The sequence below is a fragment of the Microvirga lotononidis genome, from assembly GCF_034627025.1.
GTDB classification, from domain to species: domain Bacteria; phylum Pseudomonadota; class Alphaproteobacteria; order Rhizobiales; family Beijerinckiaceae; genus Microvirga; species Microvirga lotononidis.
The window spans coordinates 305,509-319,876 of record NZ_CP141050.1 but is presented as its reverse complement, the minus strand read 5'-3'; the positions used below and the strand labels follow the sequence as shown (position 1 = coordinate 319,876).

Here is a 14,368-nt window from a genome sequence, read left to right as displayed (position 1 = left end):
AGAACGTTCGGTCGGCCATGAGCGAACTCCATACGCCACAATGCTACTAAGTAGCGTGCGCCTGAATTATGGCCGGAGGGGGGCGCCGGTCGCTTCGCTGATTTCGCGGGCGAACGGATGGCCTGCAAGGGGAATGCAGACATTGCGGAGTAGGACAGTGAGACCTGGCTCTTGGAGATGCCGGACGCGCCCATGGCTTTGACCAGATCGTCCACGGCGCGGGTCGAGATGCCCTGGACATAGGCTTCCTGGGTCACGGCGATGAGCGCCTTCTCGGCGATGCGACGCGGCTCGAGAAAGACTGGAAAGTAGGAGCCCTTGCGCAGCTTGGGGATGGCAAGATCGATCCGGCCGGCGCGGGTGTCCCAGGCGCGCTCGCGATAGCCATTGCGGTGAGTGAGACGATCCGGACCGCGCACGCCAGCCGGGGCGCCGGTCAGGGCCTCCACCTCCAGGTTCATCAGGCGGTCGGCGGCAAAGGCGAGCATGTCGCGGATCAGATCGGCATCGGCCCCCTTTTCGATCAGCTCGATCAGGGCCATTCTCTCGTCGGTCATCGTCGTCTCCGGGGTCAGGATCAGGTGTCGCAACCCGAATTCTAACCGAAGACTGGCGATGTCCACCTCCCGGGCGGCATGCTGCGCTATGGGGAGCTTCGCACGCCGCCCTCGCGGCCTGCTCCTACACCACGTCCCGGGACGCTACCCAGGCACCTGCCGCCGCGCCCGCCCTTCAACCCCTCCGGTATAGACAAAGCCACCCAGCCGCGACCCACGGATCCAGGCCACCCCAGGCGCGGCGCCAAACGGGATCGAGTCACGCGCGAGGTCACGCCCGAGCCGAAGCGCCACCCGGCTCGCGCTTCAAAGGCTGCAAGGGGGTGATCAGTGGGTCACTTCCACCCCACAGCGGCCTCATGGAGTTCTTACAGACCTTCTCTCCCGGCCGGTACCCTGAGTGCGATGGAATGCTCTGGAGCAGTGCAGGCGCGTTTTTCGGATGCCTATAAGGCGCTCGGCTTCGATCCCGTATGCGCTGAAATTTACCTCCATCCGTGTACAGTGCCGCGAGGTCCGCTCACACTCGACAGGAAAGTATCATGAAAAGAATCGTGTTGCCGGTAATTGCTTTGGGGTTCGCAGGGCCCGTGTGGGCACAAGATAATCAAGCTGGCATGATCCCAATCGTCAGCACAAAATACGGTGAGAAGATTTGTGGTTACAAAGTAAATCTGGAAAAGCTAGCAGATCACATTGAGCGAGTGTCAGGCAACCCTGTGGTCTCTGCTTTCACAGATCCTGATCTGCCAGAGATAATGGATCGAATGTGGAAGCAATATAATGAGATTGGCAAGGCGAAAGCTTGCTCTGGGATACTTAAGGAGTATGGGCCTCGAGGCACCGTGGCCCGGGGGATCGTTAGTGGCAGCAGTCGCTAATTAAATATCAATCGGTATCAAGCCAGGCGAGAAGGCATACGAGCATTCCCATTAGAAAAGCCATATTGGGTCGATTGTCTACTCACGCACTGTAGGTCGTCTTGTCACGGTTTCTGAGGAGACCGCAACTTTCTCGAGATCAGGCTAGAAGCGCCCTCTGCGCTCGTACTCTCGCCTGAGTTCATCAAGCTTCCGGGTCAGTCCTTCGATGGCCCGTGTGACATCCCGAACATCATCATGGGTGATTGAGCCTGTTTGGTCAGGAGGAGACAAGGATGGGTTTGTCTCCTGTCTCGCATCGGGACAGTCTGGCAGCCCATCCCGCTGATAGCGGAGGCTGAGGGTGTCCCCGAGCTTGAGGTAGGTGCATCCACCTTCAGGATCTCGCCACACCGACGGAGCCTCCTGAGCAGTGGCAGGAGCGACGCTGAGAAGGCTAGCAACGAGGATCACGGTTCGCATCGTCCCAGCATGAACCGACAACCCGGCCCCGTCTAACATTCTCATGGGTAAGAGCACCCTTGGCACCGGTTCTGGGGATGTCACCTTCGCCGCAACGAACGAACATTGCTTCAGATGCGACGAGGGAGGATGCCATGGCCGAAGGCCGGTTCGTGTCGTATCTGCCGGTATCCACGGCCAAGCAGGGCCGCAGCGATCTCGGGCTGGAGGCGCAGCGCCAGGCGGTGGCCGACTACCTGAACGGTGGGCAATGGCAGCTCGTCACCGAGGTGCTGGAGATCGAGAGCGGCAAGCGGGCTGACCGGCTCAGGCTGGCTGAGGCGCTGCGATTATGCCGCCTGCACCAGGCCGCCCTTGTCATCGCCAAGCTGGATCGCCTCAGCCGCGATGCGCATTTCCTGCTCGGGTTGAAGAAGGCCGGCGTGGATTTCGTGGCGGCCGACATGCAAAGCGCCAGTCGTCTGACGGTCGGCATCATGGCTATGGTGGACGAGGAGCGGAGGATGATCTCCAAGTGCACCAAGGGCGCTCTGGCCGCTGCCAAGGCCCGGGCGATTAGCCTCGCGACACGCCAGGCCAAGGCTCGGAGCTGCGCCACGGACTTGGCTCTGATCATCGAGGAGCTGCGGACCTCTGGTACTGTCACGCTCCAGCGGATCGCCGAGGGACTGAATGCCAAGGGGCTCAGGACGGCCCGCGGTGGCGCATGGAGCCGCGAACAGGTGCGGCGGGTGCTCGATAGGACTGTCGCAGGGGGGATGAGGTGGGTTGGGCCTTGATCTTAGCCACGCAACTTCACGTTATCCACGCCGCTGGAAAGTTGACACTCACCTTTCATATGTTTCGCGATGGCCGACATGACGCTGTCGAGTGAGGAGAAGGTGGCAGTCTCCATTCCCGCCAGCCCAGGATTGCCCTCTGCATGGATGATAAAGAGGGACAGAGAGACTTCCGTAATGGTTCCAAGAGGGCGCTGGAGCCTATCGCTCAATATCCAAGTGCCTGGTCTGAACTCCGCAGGCGTCACGACCACATCCACGGCAACTTCTCCGTCAAGGCAGGATAATGTAGATGCCCGCTGCGCTAGCTTTTTCCAGGGAAGCGTTGCTCCAGTGATACGGGTTATGGGCATGAAAAAGCCACGTTGGGATTGGTCTGAACGGGGCTGAGTTTACGGAGGTTGTGTGCCTGTTCACGCACAAGGAAGGGCCTTTGCGCTACTCCAACTCCCACCCTCTCGGAGATTTGCATCACGATGCTGGTGCGCAGGCATGCTGTTCTCGATCCGATCACCGGCAATCGCGTCGCAAGCGACACCTCGAGCAGTCCCTGCCGCTGGAATCCTGAGCACCTGGAAGGTGGTGATGAAACGATCCTATCTCGGGTGAGCGCTTATTGTACCTTGTGTTCCAGATCCGGGTGTGACCGATCATCGTCACTCTCGGCTTCCGGAACAAACAGGGGGATCGGCTCTGCCGGGAGAATGGTCGAAATGGCATGCTTGTAGACGACCTGCGAGCTGCTGCCTCGCACAAGCTGAACCGTGAAGCTGTCAAACCGTTTGATCCAGCCCAGAAGCCTGATCCCGTTCACGAGGAACATCGTCACCTCGATGTTGCCGTCGCGCAGGTGCTGGAGGAGCGTATCCTGCAGGGGTGAGGTGCTTTTTGCGGTCACGGTCTGCTCCTTCGTGTCCTTTTATTAGGATATTCCACGAGAGGATGGCGAGATCCCAGAACTGACCGAGATGGCGTACGATCAGAGGGTCGAGCCCTTGCGGGCCTTTTCCTGCTGGATCAGTTCCTGCAAGAGTTGGTGGGCCAGGGTGTCGTGCGCCACCCGCGGGGCGATCTCAGCCGACTTCCGGCCGTAGGGCGTTGTGACGGTGAGAATCTTGCGGTCGATCTGGTAGGTGCCCGCGTAGGTTCGTCCATCGATCTTGATGTGAATGGCATGGCCTGACATGGGAAAAGACCTCCTCATGAGAGCTTACCCAACGCCTGAGCACGAGCATACGATCTCAAAGGATGGCAGACCACAGGACAGGAGCCGCACTAGCGCGCGCGTGGCACCGAACAGTCGCTTGGAGCGGAGTTGGCTTCGTTTAAGTCTTTATCGAGTCATGGTCTGTCCTACAGCATGACCGTGGGAAGGTCCGCATTTCACTCCTGACCTGCCCTCCCCCGATCGCCGCAGCGGAAGTAGCATGGCTCCCGGCAAGGAATGGGAGCGAAGCGGGTCCGACAAACCGTTCGCTGCTCTAATGCTCAGGCCTTGCGCTGATCCTCTCCTCAGGATTGAACCGCTGGATGTCCAGCGTGTAGCGCTCGCCGACGTGCAAATCGACCTCCTGGGCATCGATGTTGTTCAGGATCAGGGTGACCTCCTGTCCACCTTCGGCTCCGGTTCCCTCGAACTCGGCTTCGGTGCGGTGCTCGTCCTGAACCATGCGAACGAGCTTGAAAGCCGTCAGAGTTTTCATGGGCGTGATCTCCTGTCAGAAAGACAGCCAGCCCAGACCAGATCAGGTTCGTGAATGAGCCCCGCGCAGTGGCAACCGCGACTAGCTCCTAAAAAATACCAGCGAACCACCCCTGGAATTGGGAGCACAGAGGATACTCCTCCACAGAGGTGGCTGTTGCCGCATTCTGCTGGACTGTCGCCATCCGGCTGCTGATCACCTCCGGCCTCGACATGTCAGCCGGCCGGCCGATCGCGAGGGCGCCTTCGAGAATGGCCAGCCGGTCCCGGAAGGATAGACGCCAGCTCAAGCGCGCGGCGATGTAGGCCTCCCGCTCCTGCTCCACCGGTGGTGTATCGGCACAGGCCAGGCGGGTGACGAACGGCAGCAGGAGCTGCCGCTCCTCATCGTCGGCCTCATCGTTCAGGTGCATCGCGAACCGACAGATCGGGCGCGAGAAGCAGTCCGGCATGGTCTCGACCGACCCGACCGGTTGGTACGGAAAGCCCGCCGCGACAACGGCCGCCTCGTTGATGCAGGTGCCGCCGTCTTGGCCCGGGAACGTGTGCGAGCCTTGCTTCAGCTTCCAGTGCAGGATGTGGTCGAAGCGGTCCATCGTAGCCATCCTTGTGGCGCACCCCCACGTGGAGAGGGTGCTCCTTGGGCGCTAGTCCTGTCAATCGATCGGGCGCACGTTCATCCGGCCCCTCGTTTCGCACCGGACTAATCCTGGGCGGCTATCGACCGAGCTGGAATGTGTCGAGCTTTGGCGGATTGCCGTCGGTCACGAACGCTCCCTCATACAGACCTGCCCGGGTATGGGCCACGCACTCGATCGTCGAGCCTCTCTCGGTCATATCGCTAAAACGGCAGAAGCCGATTGCTGTCTCCTCCGTAGCATCCTCTTCCTGGGCAGGCTTCGCTGTGTCGGTCAGGAACACCCGCTCGATGGACTGGATCACATGGCCGGAGGCTTGTTCAAGCCGGCGGGCGCCGTCGCCGGCAAAGGACACAATGCTGTTGCCGGTCATGAACCAATACCCGCTCACGCCCGTGCTGTAGTTCGTATTCACCAGGATGTTCTTGCATCCCGCGACGGGCTGCCCGGCCTGAACCAGTCGGGTGCATTCCCCGGAAACGGTAACTGTCTGGGCGAGCTGACCAGCTCTGGGTGTCGTCTTCGACTTTGCCGGGGCGGCATCCGCACCGAGTGTGGCTGCCAAGAAAAATGCGAGCGCAAGAGACAGCGTCATCGCCTGCCTCCATCCTAACCCAGCCCTAGATACTATAGATGCGTCTGACATCTGCTGTCGATCCGACGGAACGAGCGAGCATCTTGGCTCATGATCGAAGAGGAGGGGGATGAATGACCGAGAGTTTCTCTCCGGTGATCCTTCTTTATGGGATGGCCATCATCCTTGCGGTCGGTAAGGCCTGTACGCTGTTCATCTGGCAGGCCCTGCCCAAGCCGAGGCCACCCTTGCGGCAGGAGATGATCGAGGTATGGCGCGGCTGGAGGACCCGCATTCGGGCATCGGACGTGGCCAGGCCCGATCCTCAAGGCCCAGCCTCGGATCAGCGCCCTGACGTGTCGGCCTCTGAGGCATCCGTGGCTGATGTACACGGACGAGCGACACAGGGGTGTTGAGAAGAATGCGTCCGCCACCAGACGATCAGGGGAACGGTGGCCGGTGAGGCCGCGTTGGAGAACAGAGCTTAACATGAGTTTAGGGAGGCCACACATGCGCCTCAAACCAAGACAGCTTTGGCTGACTACAATCGTCATGGCTGGCGGGGTCGCCAGCACGCCCCTGGCACATGCACAGGGCCAGCCTCAGACCTCCGAGACGCTCAAAACCGAGAGCACCGGGCCACAGGATCCCCGCTCCACCGGCTCAGTGGGTCGCTCGACCGCGCCGCTGAGCGACAAACTGGAACGTACAGACGGCATGATCCGCCCGCCGGCCGACATCGCCTCCGACATGGCGGTCCGCCCGCCGGTGCCGAATCCCGGCACGACGCGGGTCATCCCGCCTCCAGGATCGCCTGGCGGCGATCAGTCCATTGAGCCGAAGTGACAAACGCCTCCTGAATCCGCCATGCCGATCGCCCCTGACGCTGCCCCGCTCGACCACATCAGCGAACTCGCCAACGGAATCATCGACGCGTGCCCGTCCTGCGCGAGCACAGCGCCGGAGATTGTCATGTGGGTCAACGAGATCCGGGAACGCCGGCCCGGCCGCGAGGAGCTGACAGCTCTGGTTGATACCACCTACCCCGGCCTACCGGCCGATCAGAGGGCGCTGCTGATCGCCGGTCTGCGGGCGTTTGTTCGCTTCGCCGAGACCTGAACCGTTCCGCGGAACAGGTTCTGGACCGGTCCGGTTTGGCGCCTGAGGGCTGTCCCAAAGGCCCATCATGACGCCCGCCGGGCTATAGCGTGCAATCAGGCGAGGCAGGTTTGGCGAACGAACCGCCGCGTGGTCGGCGATGGCACAGAGCAAACAATAAGAGTTGGCGTTCTGGAGGAGAGTTGCGGCTTCCATTTCATCCACGTCAGGGGACAGTTCATGGTCGACCTGGGCTCATGGCACGACATCGTCCTCCTTGGTGGCGCCGTCCTCGTCATGGTGGCGATCTGCAGCCTGGAAGGATGGATGCGGTAGCCGAAAGCACCTTGGATGGATCGCGAAGACGGCAGGAGACAGCCGGGCCGCGCTCGACGAACCGAACCAGAGGAGGGCTGGACTCACATTCGAAGCAGTCGATGCTGATGGAACGTCATCCGCCGCGGAGGCCTATCACGATGCCGGCGCGATCCACCTCAATGTTCTGCCGATCAGCATTGAGGTCGGTCGTGTAGGCGCGCCCCGGCTCGATCGTTTGGACCTCGCGAGCCCCGACTGCCCCGGCGGGCTCTCTCGGCCAGCTCAGGCGAGTAGTGTTGCCCGATGATGGCTTGAGCCTCGCCCCTCGCACAGGCCTGCCGATCCGGAGCCGGTTGGGCGTGCCCTCCGACCGGGACCAGAGCGAGAGTGGTCAGAAGGACCGCCGAGAACCGGACTACACGCACGCTCATGCGATGCCTTTGCTCCCAGATCAACCGAGGTGATGCAAGCTCTCTGCGCCTCGGCGTCCGCCCGCTCAGGGTGCGAGAACCGGCTGCCGATGGCATCATCTGGTCCCAGACTAAGGATCTGTGCGAGATGGTGACGCACGCGGTTGACCCGGCTGTTGACGGTGCCCACCGTGACATGCTGACGGGCGGCAATTTCCTCGTAGCTCAGGCCCTCCACACCAACCAGCAGGAGGACCTCGCGCTGCCACGCTGGTAGCTTCGACAGTGCCTGCAAGAGATCCTGGAGCTCCAGCTCATCCAGCTGCTCCGGCAGTGCAATCAGGCCCGCGGCATAGGCGCCTTCGACATCCTCGACCTCCCGCTGCCGTTTTCAGTGCTCGGTGTGAAAGTCGTTCTTCAGGATCGTAAAGAGCCAGGCTTGAAGGCAGGTGCCCGGCTCGAACCGGTTGCGCCGGTCACAGGCTTTCAGCAGCGTGCTCTGCAACAGGTCTTCCGCACGGTTCACGTCATGGGTGAGCGAAATAGCAAAGGCACGCAGGTGACAGATGGAGTTCAGGAGATCCTAGACGAAGCCTGGATCATGCGGATCGTGGGGGATCCGGATGGAATTCTCCAGGCGTCCGATCAGCCTGACCAGATCCGAAGGCAGATCGGAGACCATCAAGTCGGAATAGACGCCACGCAACTGTTGTCCCAGGTGCTCCCGGACCACGTCGCCAAGAGCAATGGGGTTGGGTGGCCTGAACTTGGAGCCAGCCATAAGAAAGAGATGTTGTCCGATCTTTGCGACATCAACCTGCAAGCCTGTGGCAAGCTCACGCAGTCTCCTGCAGGACCGACAACACCCTGGCGCCTCATCAGCTTTACCGCTCGTAGACGCCGACCACCTCCGCCTCGGCGATGATGTGGGGCTGCACCTTCGCCCAGACGTCCTCGGCCCTTGTCGAAGCTGGGATGTCGAGCCTTGGCGCATCAAGGGCGGCCAAGCGGAAATGGTAGTGATGCGGCCCATGACCCTTTGGTGGCTGGGGACCGTCATAGCGGGTTTTCCCAAACCCGTTCACACACTCCCCTGCTCCGCGCAGAACCTGGGCAGATGTTCCCTCCGGCAGGCCCGTTTCGCCAGCTGGAATGTTGTACAACACCCAATGCCGGAACGTACCCGAGGGCGCGTCGGGATCCTCGACGATCAGCACGTAGCTCCTGGTTTCGGGCGGAGCATCTCGCCACGCCAGCGGCGGCGACAGGTTCTCGCCGTCGCGGGTGTGCCGGATCGGGATGACCTCGCCGTCCCGGAAAGCCGGACTAGTGATGGTAAGCGACATGGCTCCTCTCCTTCAGCGTTAGGTCGCGGCATCCGGATTGATCATGCGCTTGGCGAGCAGGCTCAGCCGCCCGTCCGTGCGTTTCTCCTCCAGGATGGCCAACAGCGCCTGCACATCCTCGTCTAGCCCGAGCTGCTTGGCCCAGCTTGCAAGCGAACCGTACACCGCGATCTCGTAGTGCTCGACCCGCTGCGTCGAGGCGATGATGCCGGCATCGCGCAGACCACGGTCCTGGACTATGGCCTGGTCGACGTGCTCGCGCGGCTCGGGCTTGTGCCGGCGCAGGATCTCCTCCACGCGGGATTGCTGCGCGCGGGTCTCCTCCAGGTGGGTTTGGATCCCCTGCCTGAGTTCGGCATGGCCGACCACATCGGCCATCCGCGGCAGAGCCGCGACGAGCTGCTCCTCGACGCTGCGGATTTCCTGGAGCTCGGCATGTACAGGTCACGCAGACTGGTGACGTTCATGGGACATCCTCCCTTTTCCAGCGTTGGGCCTCGTCCAGAAGCCTCATGACCTCCCGGTCCGAGATCTGGCGGAAGTCATCGTAATACTCGCCGACGGCGTAAAATTCCTCTGGTGTCATCAGGCAGATCACCTCGTCGGCTTCGCTCGCGAGGCGCGCGAGGGTGTCCTGTGGCGCGACCGGAACGGTCAGGACAAGGCGGGCCGGCCGGGCACGGGACAGGCCCTTCAAGGCCGCCCGAACGGTGCTGCCCGTGGCGATCCCATCGTCGACCACGATAGCGATACGCCCCTCCACGTCGACCGGGCGCCGGCCCGCCAGATAGTGCTCGCGTCGCCGTTCGATCTCCTTCAGCTGCCGTTCGGTTTCGTCTTCGATGTAGCCTGGCGGCACTTTGACGTGGCGAAGGGCCTCTTCATTGAGCACGACCTGGGGGTGGGCGCCGTCGACCACCGCGCCGAGGCCGAATTCGGCGTGGCCAGGAGCCCCGATCTTGCGCACGAAGATGAGGTCGAGCGGTGCCTGCAAAGCCTGGGCTATCTCGAATGCCACTGGTACGCCGCCGCGTGGAAGCGCCAGTACAATGGGGTTCTCAGCCACAAAGGCCATCAGACGCGGAACGAGTTGGCGGCCGGCCTCGGCGCGGTTGCGAAAGCTCAGATCATCCGGCTGCATGTTCAACCTCTCTGGCTCAGGCGCGGGACGAACCAACCGCGTGCCAAGATCACCACCTGATCGAGCGTGCCGGGCTCCTCGAACAGATGCCCGGCCCCGGGCACAATCGCCATGTGCTTCTCGCAGGTGAGCTGCTCAAGTGGTTCCTCGTTCAGATCGATCACCCCATGATCGTCGCCGCCAACAATCAGGAGCGTTGGCGCCCGGACCCGCGGCAGCGCTGCGCCCGCCAAATCCGGGCGGCGGCCGCGCCCGTGCTCGCCCCAAAATAGCCGATGGGCCTGTTGCGCAACTCTCCGGAGCGAACCCAGTCCGTCGCAAGCGCCAGCCGCTCGGCGAGCAGGCGGATGTCGAAGACGTGGCCGCGGTTGCTCGCCTCCTCACGCTGGAGTAGATCGAACAGCAGCGTGCCGAGCCCTGCCCTTTGCAGGCGCTCGGCCACCAGCCGGTTGCGCGGGCTCAGGCGGCTGCTGCCGCTGCCATGGGCGAACAGGACAATGCCCTGCCCGGCTGCCGGATGCACCAGCGTTCCCGGCAGGCTAAGCGGCGCAATCGAGACCTCGACCTCAGACCGGTCGTTCCGCTGGTCCAACGGCGCGTTGCGGTTCCCGCCTGTCATGGCAAGTGTCCGGGCTATGCCGATCTCGCTGTACCAAGACTCAGGGCTGGGGGACTGCCGGTTTGGCTGTGCTGACCGCCAGGCTGCGAAATGCCGGCTACGGCTTCGCCGGCCTTGCCAGCCTCGTCCGACACCGCCATGTCGCCGAGCGAGATGATGCCGACCAGGCGCTTGTCCCGGGCGAGCACCGGCAGGCGGCGGACCCGGATGTCAGCCCTGTTGCGAGCGACGTTCTCCGTGTCGTCGTCCTCGTAGCAATACTTCACGTCCTGCGTCATCACCTCGCGGATCGGTGTCTCGGGTCCCCTCCCTTCGGCGACGACCCTGACCGCAATATCCCGGTTGGTGATCATGCCGACCAGCCGATCACCCTCACGGGTGGGCATGATGCCGGCATCCATCTTGGCCATCAGCTTCGCCGCCTCGCGGATGGTCTGGGTGGGCTCGATCAGCCGCACGTCCCGTGTCATGACATCACTGACTTTCCTGGCTTCCTCTTCTTGAGCGCCTCTGCCAGGCTTGGTTACGGCGGTTCAGACTGCCCCCTGGGCAGGTCGCGCCAATAATCCCACAGCTCCTGCTCACGCTTCTTGTCGGGCCAGACCTCGTCCTCGCCATGGAAGGCGGGAGCGCCACGAACCTGCTCTTCGGTGATGTCGGTGCGATACCCGTGAAGTCCTGTCTCGTAAGTGAGCTTCTCCCATGGAATGGTGTGATGGTGGACACCAACACCCAGGAAGCCGCCGAACGTCACATCGACGTACACCACCCGGCCGCTCACCTTCTCGATCAGCAGCCGCTTGATGGCCCCGATCCGATGCCCCTGGAGATCGAACACTGCGGTGCCCTCGACACGGTCACTTTCGATGACAGGCTTGGATGAGGCATGTTGGGGGATCAGACCCCAGAGATAGAAGCCGTTCTCCAGAATCCCGAACTCCACGACGTGTTCGTTGACGTCGAGGGGCCAAGGCCTGTCTGGATCGATCTGCCGCTCACGGTTCCAGGGCCCGTCCGAAGCGGGGAGCGTGGCACCGTCCGGATCGCCGGTGATCCCGCGCAGATCAGGTGCCGTTGTCGAGTGGAACACGTAACACGTGGTTCGTTTCATGAGCACCTCCCTTGCTCGGGATGGATCGCCTCTGGGCATCAACTCATGATCGAAATGATAACGCAAAGGCTGGTCCTTCGGGTCCGGTCGCGAGAATCAGAAATCCGGCAGTCCAGCCCCGCCATACCGGTTGCGAAGATGATGGGGATCCCGCGGCCGCGGATTACCGCAGCGACGGGATAGCTGAGCCTTCCATTCAGATCGAGAACGGCGACGTCGAACTCGGCATCCTGGGCCAGTGGCAGAGCCGTCTCGAAGACGGCACGGCCCGATGGGGCTCTCTTCACCGGCGACGTTGATCCGATTGCTCAAGACGCTTCTGCCCCAGTCCAATGTCAAAAGCCTGACGCGCCTCAACCAGCCTCCGCCCATTGAACCGCCCCTCAAGTCGATAGAATCCGATCAACCGCGCAGAGAGGCTCTGCCATCCGTGAGCGGAGGGCCAAGTTAGTCAGAACTGATGCCAATAGGTTTGCATTGATCCGGGTAGGGCACGGCGGCAGCGATGCAGCACGTCACGGTTTTCGGCGGGTCGGGCTTTCTCGGTCGGCACTTGGTCGAGCATCTCGCCAGAACGGGAGCGTCCGTGCGGATCGCGGCGCGCCATCCGCTCACCACAGCAGAGCCTCCGAGGCTGGCCCGGATCCAATACGTCGCGGCCGACATTCTCGATGATGCGGCGGTGCAGGCGGCGATCCAAGAAGCCGACACGGTCATCAACCTGGTCGGCATTCTCTCGCAGGTACGCCGGCAAACCTTCACGGCCCTTTATGAGGAGGGAGCTCGCCGGGTGGCCGCCACCGCTGGGCGCTTGCGGGTCCGGCAACTGGTGCACGTGTCGGCGCTTGGGGCCAGCCGCACGGCACCCGCGCTGGCGGACCGCTCCAAAGCGGCCGGCGAAGCGGCGGTGCGTGCCGCTTTCCTCGGGGCGACGATCATCCGGCCCAGCCTGGTTTACGGACCAGACGATCACTTTTTCAACGGCTTTGCCGCGCTGGCGCTGCCGCTGATCGGCAGCGGACGAACGCGATTTCAGCCCGTCTATGTTGAGGATTTGGTGGCGGGCGTTGGGCCATTCTGGCAAACCCCGCCAGCCGCAGCCAAACCTACGAGTTCGGCGGCCCCCGGGTCTATACCTTCAAAGAGCTGCTTGAGTTTGTCTGCGCGACCATCGGCGCCCGGCCGCTGCTGGTGTCCCTGCGGTTCTGGGCGGCTGAGCTGTTGGGCTGGTTGCTGCAGGTGTTCCCCCATGCGCCGCTCACTCGCGATCAGGTCCGGCTGCTGAGGACCGACAAGGTGGTCAGCGGTTCCGGGCCGACGCTTGGTGACCTTGGTGTCAAGCCCCAAGCGCTCGAGACGATCGTCCCTGAGTATCTCGCGGCCTATCGACAAGTAGGATGGGGCTGACGTCTCAGGCCTAAAAGGCAGACTCTCATATCCGTGCACAGGCTTACTGAACCCTCTGGACCATCCTGTCGATCTGGCGCCCTGGCCGGAGCTGATGACTGAAACTCGCGTAGGTGCGGGCATTGCGAGGCAGGTGGATTGGTGCAAGCTCATGCACAGAGGGCCGCGCTCACTATGCGCCGGCCGGTCCCGCCCCAACGTCTCGATCACGTCCTGGGACTGGTGCGCTTCTTGGCCGAAACCAGCGCCTGCCAGCGATCTCTTGCAGCGGTTGCCCAAACACGGGCCCGCGACTGCGAGAAGTGGTATAGTGCTGTAATCAGGCATGTTGTCGAGATCACTCACAGTTAGAAAGTATCGAAGTGATGCGTTCGCATTGAAGGAGATCGCAGATGCAGATCACTCCACTCGGCCCCCTCGAGCGCGAGGCAGAAGGCAGCAGCAATACGGCTATCGTTACGAACTTGGAGCCTACTGCATTCGGACGAGTGATCTTCGCCGGTGACCATACCCTGCACGCCGATCGCCCTTGGGCGCTGGCGGACAAGCCGCCGGCCCTGATCCCTATCAGTACCTTCTGGCGGCGCTCGGGGCGTGTACGTAAATGATCGTGGGAGCCTTCGCTCGGCGTAAGGCCTGGCCTCTCGAACAAGTTGTTGTGCGCCTCACCCATTCTCAAACTCACCCGAGAGGTGCGGACGGCCGACCGTCGGGAAAGATCTCCGACCGCATCGAGCGAAGCGTTGATCTTGTCGGGCCACTTTCGGATACCCAACGTGACCTCCTCCTCAAAGTTGCAGACATGTGCCCGCTGGTTGGCATGCTCCCCTCGGGGATCGACATCGTCACGACCTTGGCCGCACACGCCCCGGGGTGAGAGCTTTGATCCGGTCGACCGCGACTCTGACCAGAGCTTCCCGGCAAGCGACCCTCCCGGCTGGATCCGGATGACTGGAGCAGGAAGTCCCCTCCACATCAACGCCTCACCCATTTAGTGTACGCATCCGAGGAAGACCGCAGGATCAGGCCTCGCGCGTCGATGGGATCGTGGCTAACGTTGGTGCAGGTTTAAGGGGCGGCTTTTTGTGATGCGACGGTCCTGCGAGCCTCGATGATGTACTTGAGGTTCTCGATGCCATCCTCGGTGAAGAGGACAATGTGCTCGGTCAATTCGGAGGCTGGGTAGTTGTCGTAGGCACTGAGGCGGCCGTCTTCCGGGAACATTTCGATCGAGCACTCGTGCAGGACGTCCTCGTCTTCGCCGAGCATGTCAGCCACGTATTTCAGCGTGTACAGCGTTGAGTTGCGATATCCCATTCGTCGGT

At 62.3% G+C, this 14,368-nt stretch carries 22 protein-coding genes and 2 pseudogenes; 6 read left to right on the top strand and 18 right to left on the bottom strand.

The features are described from left to right. Positions 1–158: 158 nt before the first annotated feature. Positions 159–557: pseudogene (locus tag U0023_RS31200) on the bottom strand (IS256 family transposase); the annotation flags it as partial. 542 nt (positions 558–1,099) lie between these two features. Between U0023_RS31200 and U0023_RS31195 the strand changes: the two are divergent. Both U0023_RS31195 and U0023_RS31190 read left to right on the top strand, forming a co-directional pair. Continuing rightward, positions 1,100–1,438 (top strand): hypothetical protein, encoded by a 339-nt coding sequence (locus U0023_RS31195; protein ID WP_040637815.1) that lies wholly within the window; start codon positions 1,100–1,102, stop codon positions 1,436–1,438. Positions 1,439–2,034: 596 nt separating this feature from the next. Then, positions 2,035–2,679, top strand: coding sequence for a recombinase family protein (locus tag U0023_RS31190; protein WP_009489032.1), 645 nt, complete (start codon positions 2,035–2,037; stop codon positions 2,677–2,679). A gap of 2 nt (positions 2,680–2,681) precedes the next feature. Here U0023_RS31190 and U0023_RS31185 read toward each other — a convergent pair whose 3' ends face one another. From U0023_RS31185 to U0023_RS31160, 6 genes are all read right to left on the bottom strand, one after another. After that, positions 2,682–2,939, bottom strand: a complete 258-nt coding sequence (locus tag U0023_RS31185) for a hypothetical protein (protein ID WP_009489031.1) — start codon at positions 2,937–2,939, stop codon at positions 2,682–2,684. A gap of 353 nt (positions 2,940–3,292) precedes the next feature. Further along, on the bottom strand, positions 3,293–3,577 hold the full coding sequence (hfq, locus tag U0023_RS31180) for an RNA chaperone Hfq (protein ID WP_009489030.1): 285 nt from the start codon (positions 3,575–3,577) through the stop codon (positions 3,293–3,295). Between the two features lie 81 nt (positions 3,578–3,658). Then, positions 3,659–3,865, bottom strand: a complete 207-nt coding sequence (locus tag U0023_RS31175) for a hypothetical protein (RefSeq protein WP_009489029.1) — start codon at positions 3,863–3,865, stop codon at positions 3,659–3,661. A 295-nt stretch (positions 3,866–4,160) separates the two neighbouring features. Next, positions 4,161–4,382, bottom strand: coding sequence for a hypothetical protein (locus tag U0023_RS31170; protein ID WP_009489028.1), 222 nt, complete (start codon positions 4,380–4,382; stop codon positions 4,161–4,163). 88 nt (positions 4,383–4,470) lie between these two features. Continuing rightward, a complete protein-coding gene (locus U0023_RS31165; protein ID WP_009489027.1) occupies positions 4,471–4,977 on the bottom strand; it encodes a hypothetical protein in 507 nt (168 codons plus the stop codon). 121 nt (positions 4,978–5,098) lie between these two features. Beyond that, positions 5,099–5,614: a hypothetical protein gene (locus tag U0023_RS31160; protein ID WP_009489026.1), complete on the bottom strand. Its 516-nt coding sequence runs from the start codon at positions 5,612–5,614 to the stop codon at positions 5,099–5,101. A gap of 489 nt (positions 5,615–6,103) precedes the next feature. Here U0023_RS31160 and U0023_RS31155 point away from each other — a divergent pair, with 489 nt between their 5' ends. Continuing rightward, positions 6,104–6,439 (top strand): hypothetical protein, encoded by a 336-nt coding sequence (locus U0023_RS31155; RefSeq protein ID WP_009489024.1) that lies wholly within the window; start codon positions 6,104–6,106, stop codon positions 6,437–6,439. 21 nt (positions 6,440–6,460) lie between these two features. Next, entirely contained in the window at positions 6,461–6,712 is a 252-nt protein-coding gene (locus U0023_RS31150; RefSeq protein ID WP_009489023.1) for a hypothetical protein, read from the top strand. Positions 6,713–7,291: 579 nt separating this feature from the next. Here the strand turns inward: U0023_RS31150 and U0023_RS35815 are convergent. The 10 genes and pseudogenes from U0023_RS35815 to U0023_RS31110 all read right to left on the bottom strand — a co-directional run bounded on the left by U0023_RS35815 (position 7,292) and on the right by U0023_RS31110 (position 11,636). After that, entirely contained in the window at positions 7,292–7,753 is a 462-nt protein-coding gene (locus U0023_RS35815; protein ID WP_407667468.1) for a sigma factor-like helix-turn-helix DNA-binding protein, read from the bottom strand. 57 nt (positions 7,754–7,810) lie between these two features. Continuing rightward, entirely contained in the window at positions 7,811–7,978 is a 168-nt protein-coding gene (locus tag U0023_RS31145; RefSeq protein ID WP_280940643.1) for a sigma factor, read from the bottom strand. A 24-nt stretch (positions 7,979–8,002) separates the two neighbouring features. Further along, positions 8,003–8,242, bottom strand: a complete 240-nt coding sequence (locus U0023_RS31140; protein ID WP_040637813.1) for a hypothetical protein — start codon at positions 8,240–8,242, stop codon at positions 8,003–8,005. Positions 8,243–8,303: 61 nt separating this feature from the next. After that, the gene (locus U0023_RS31135) at positions 8,304–8,765 is read right to left on the bottom strand and encodes a YbhB/YbcL family Raf kinase inhibitor-like protein (protein WP_009489020.1); all 462 of its coding nucleotides are present in this window, start codon (positions 8,763–8,765) and stop codon (positions 8,304–8,306) included. A gap of 18 nt (positions 8,766–8,783) precedes the next feature. Then, positions 8,784–9,191 (bottom strand): annotated as a pseudogene (locus U0023_RS31130) (YciE/YciF ferroxidase family protein); the annotation flags it as partial. Positions 9,192–9,228: 37 nt separating this feature from the next. Beyond that, positions 9,229–9,906, bottom strand: a complete 678-nt coding sequence (locus U0023_RS31125; protein ID WP_009489018.1) for a phosphoribosyltransferase — start codon at positions 9,904–9,906, stop codon at positions 9,229–9,231. Between the two features lie 2 nt (positions 9,907–9,908). Next, the gene (locus tag U0023_RS35810; RefSeq protein ID WP_245272837.1) at positions 9,909–10,070 is read right to left on the bottom strand and encodes a hypothetical protein; all 162 of its coding nucleotides are present in this window, start codon (positions 10,068–10,070) and stop codon (positions 9,909–9,911) included. 23 nt (positions 10,071–10,093) lie between these two features. Then, positions 10,094–10,525: a dienelactone hydrolase family protein gene (locus U0023_RS35805; protein WP_009489016.1), complete on the bottom strand. Its 432-nt coding sequence runs from the start codon at positions 10,523–10,525 to the stop codon at positions 10,094–10,096. 14 nt (positions 10,526–10,539) lie between these two features. Further along, positions 10,540–10,995 carry a CBS domain-containing protein gene (locus U0023_RS31115; protein WP_009489015.1) on the bottom strand — a complete coding sequence of 152 codons (456 nt, stop codon included), beginning with the start codon at positions 10,993–10,995 and terminating at the stop codon, positions 10,540–10,542. Positions 10,996–11,048: 53 nt separating this feature from the next. Continuing rightward, positions 11,049–11,636 carry a PRC-barrel domain-containing protein gene (locus U0023_RS31110; protein WP_009489014.1) on the bottom strand — a complete coding sequence of 196 codons (588 nt, stop codon included), beginning with the start codon at positions 11,634–11,636 and terminating at the stop codon, positions 11,049–11,051. A 505-nt stretch (positions 11,637–12,141) separates the two neighbouring features. Between U0023_RS31110 and U0023_RS31105 the strand changes: the two genes are divergently transcribed. Together U0023_RS31105 and U0023_RS31100 are read left to right on the top strand one after the other, a co-directional pair. Beyond that, positions 12,142–12,921, top strand: coding sequence for an NAD-dependent epimerase/dehydratase family protein (locus tag U0023_RS31105; protein WP_009489013.1), 780 nt, complete (start codon positions 12,142–12,144; stop codon positions 12,919–12,921). A gap of 514 nt (positions 12,922–13,435) precedes the next feature. After that, a complete protein-coding gene (locus U0023_RS31100) occupies positions 13,436–13,651 on the top strand; it encodes a hypothetical protein (protein WP_009490398.1) in 216 nt (71 codons plus the stop codon). 460 nt (positions 13,652–14,111) lie between these two features. Here U0023_RS31100 and U0023_RS31095 read toward each other — a convergent pair whose 3' ends face one another. After that, positions 14,112–14,360 carry a hypothetical protein gene (locus tag U0023_RS31095; protein WP_009489009.1) on the bottom strand — a complete coding sequence of 83 codons (249 nt, stop codon included), beginning with the start codon at positions 14,358–14,360 and terminating at the stop codon, positions 14,112–14,114. Positions 14,361–14,368 lie beyond the last annotated feature (8 nt).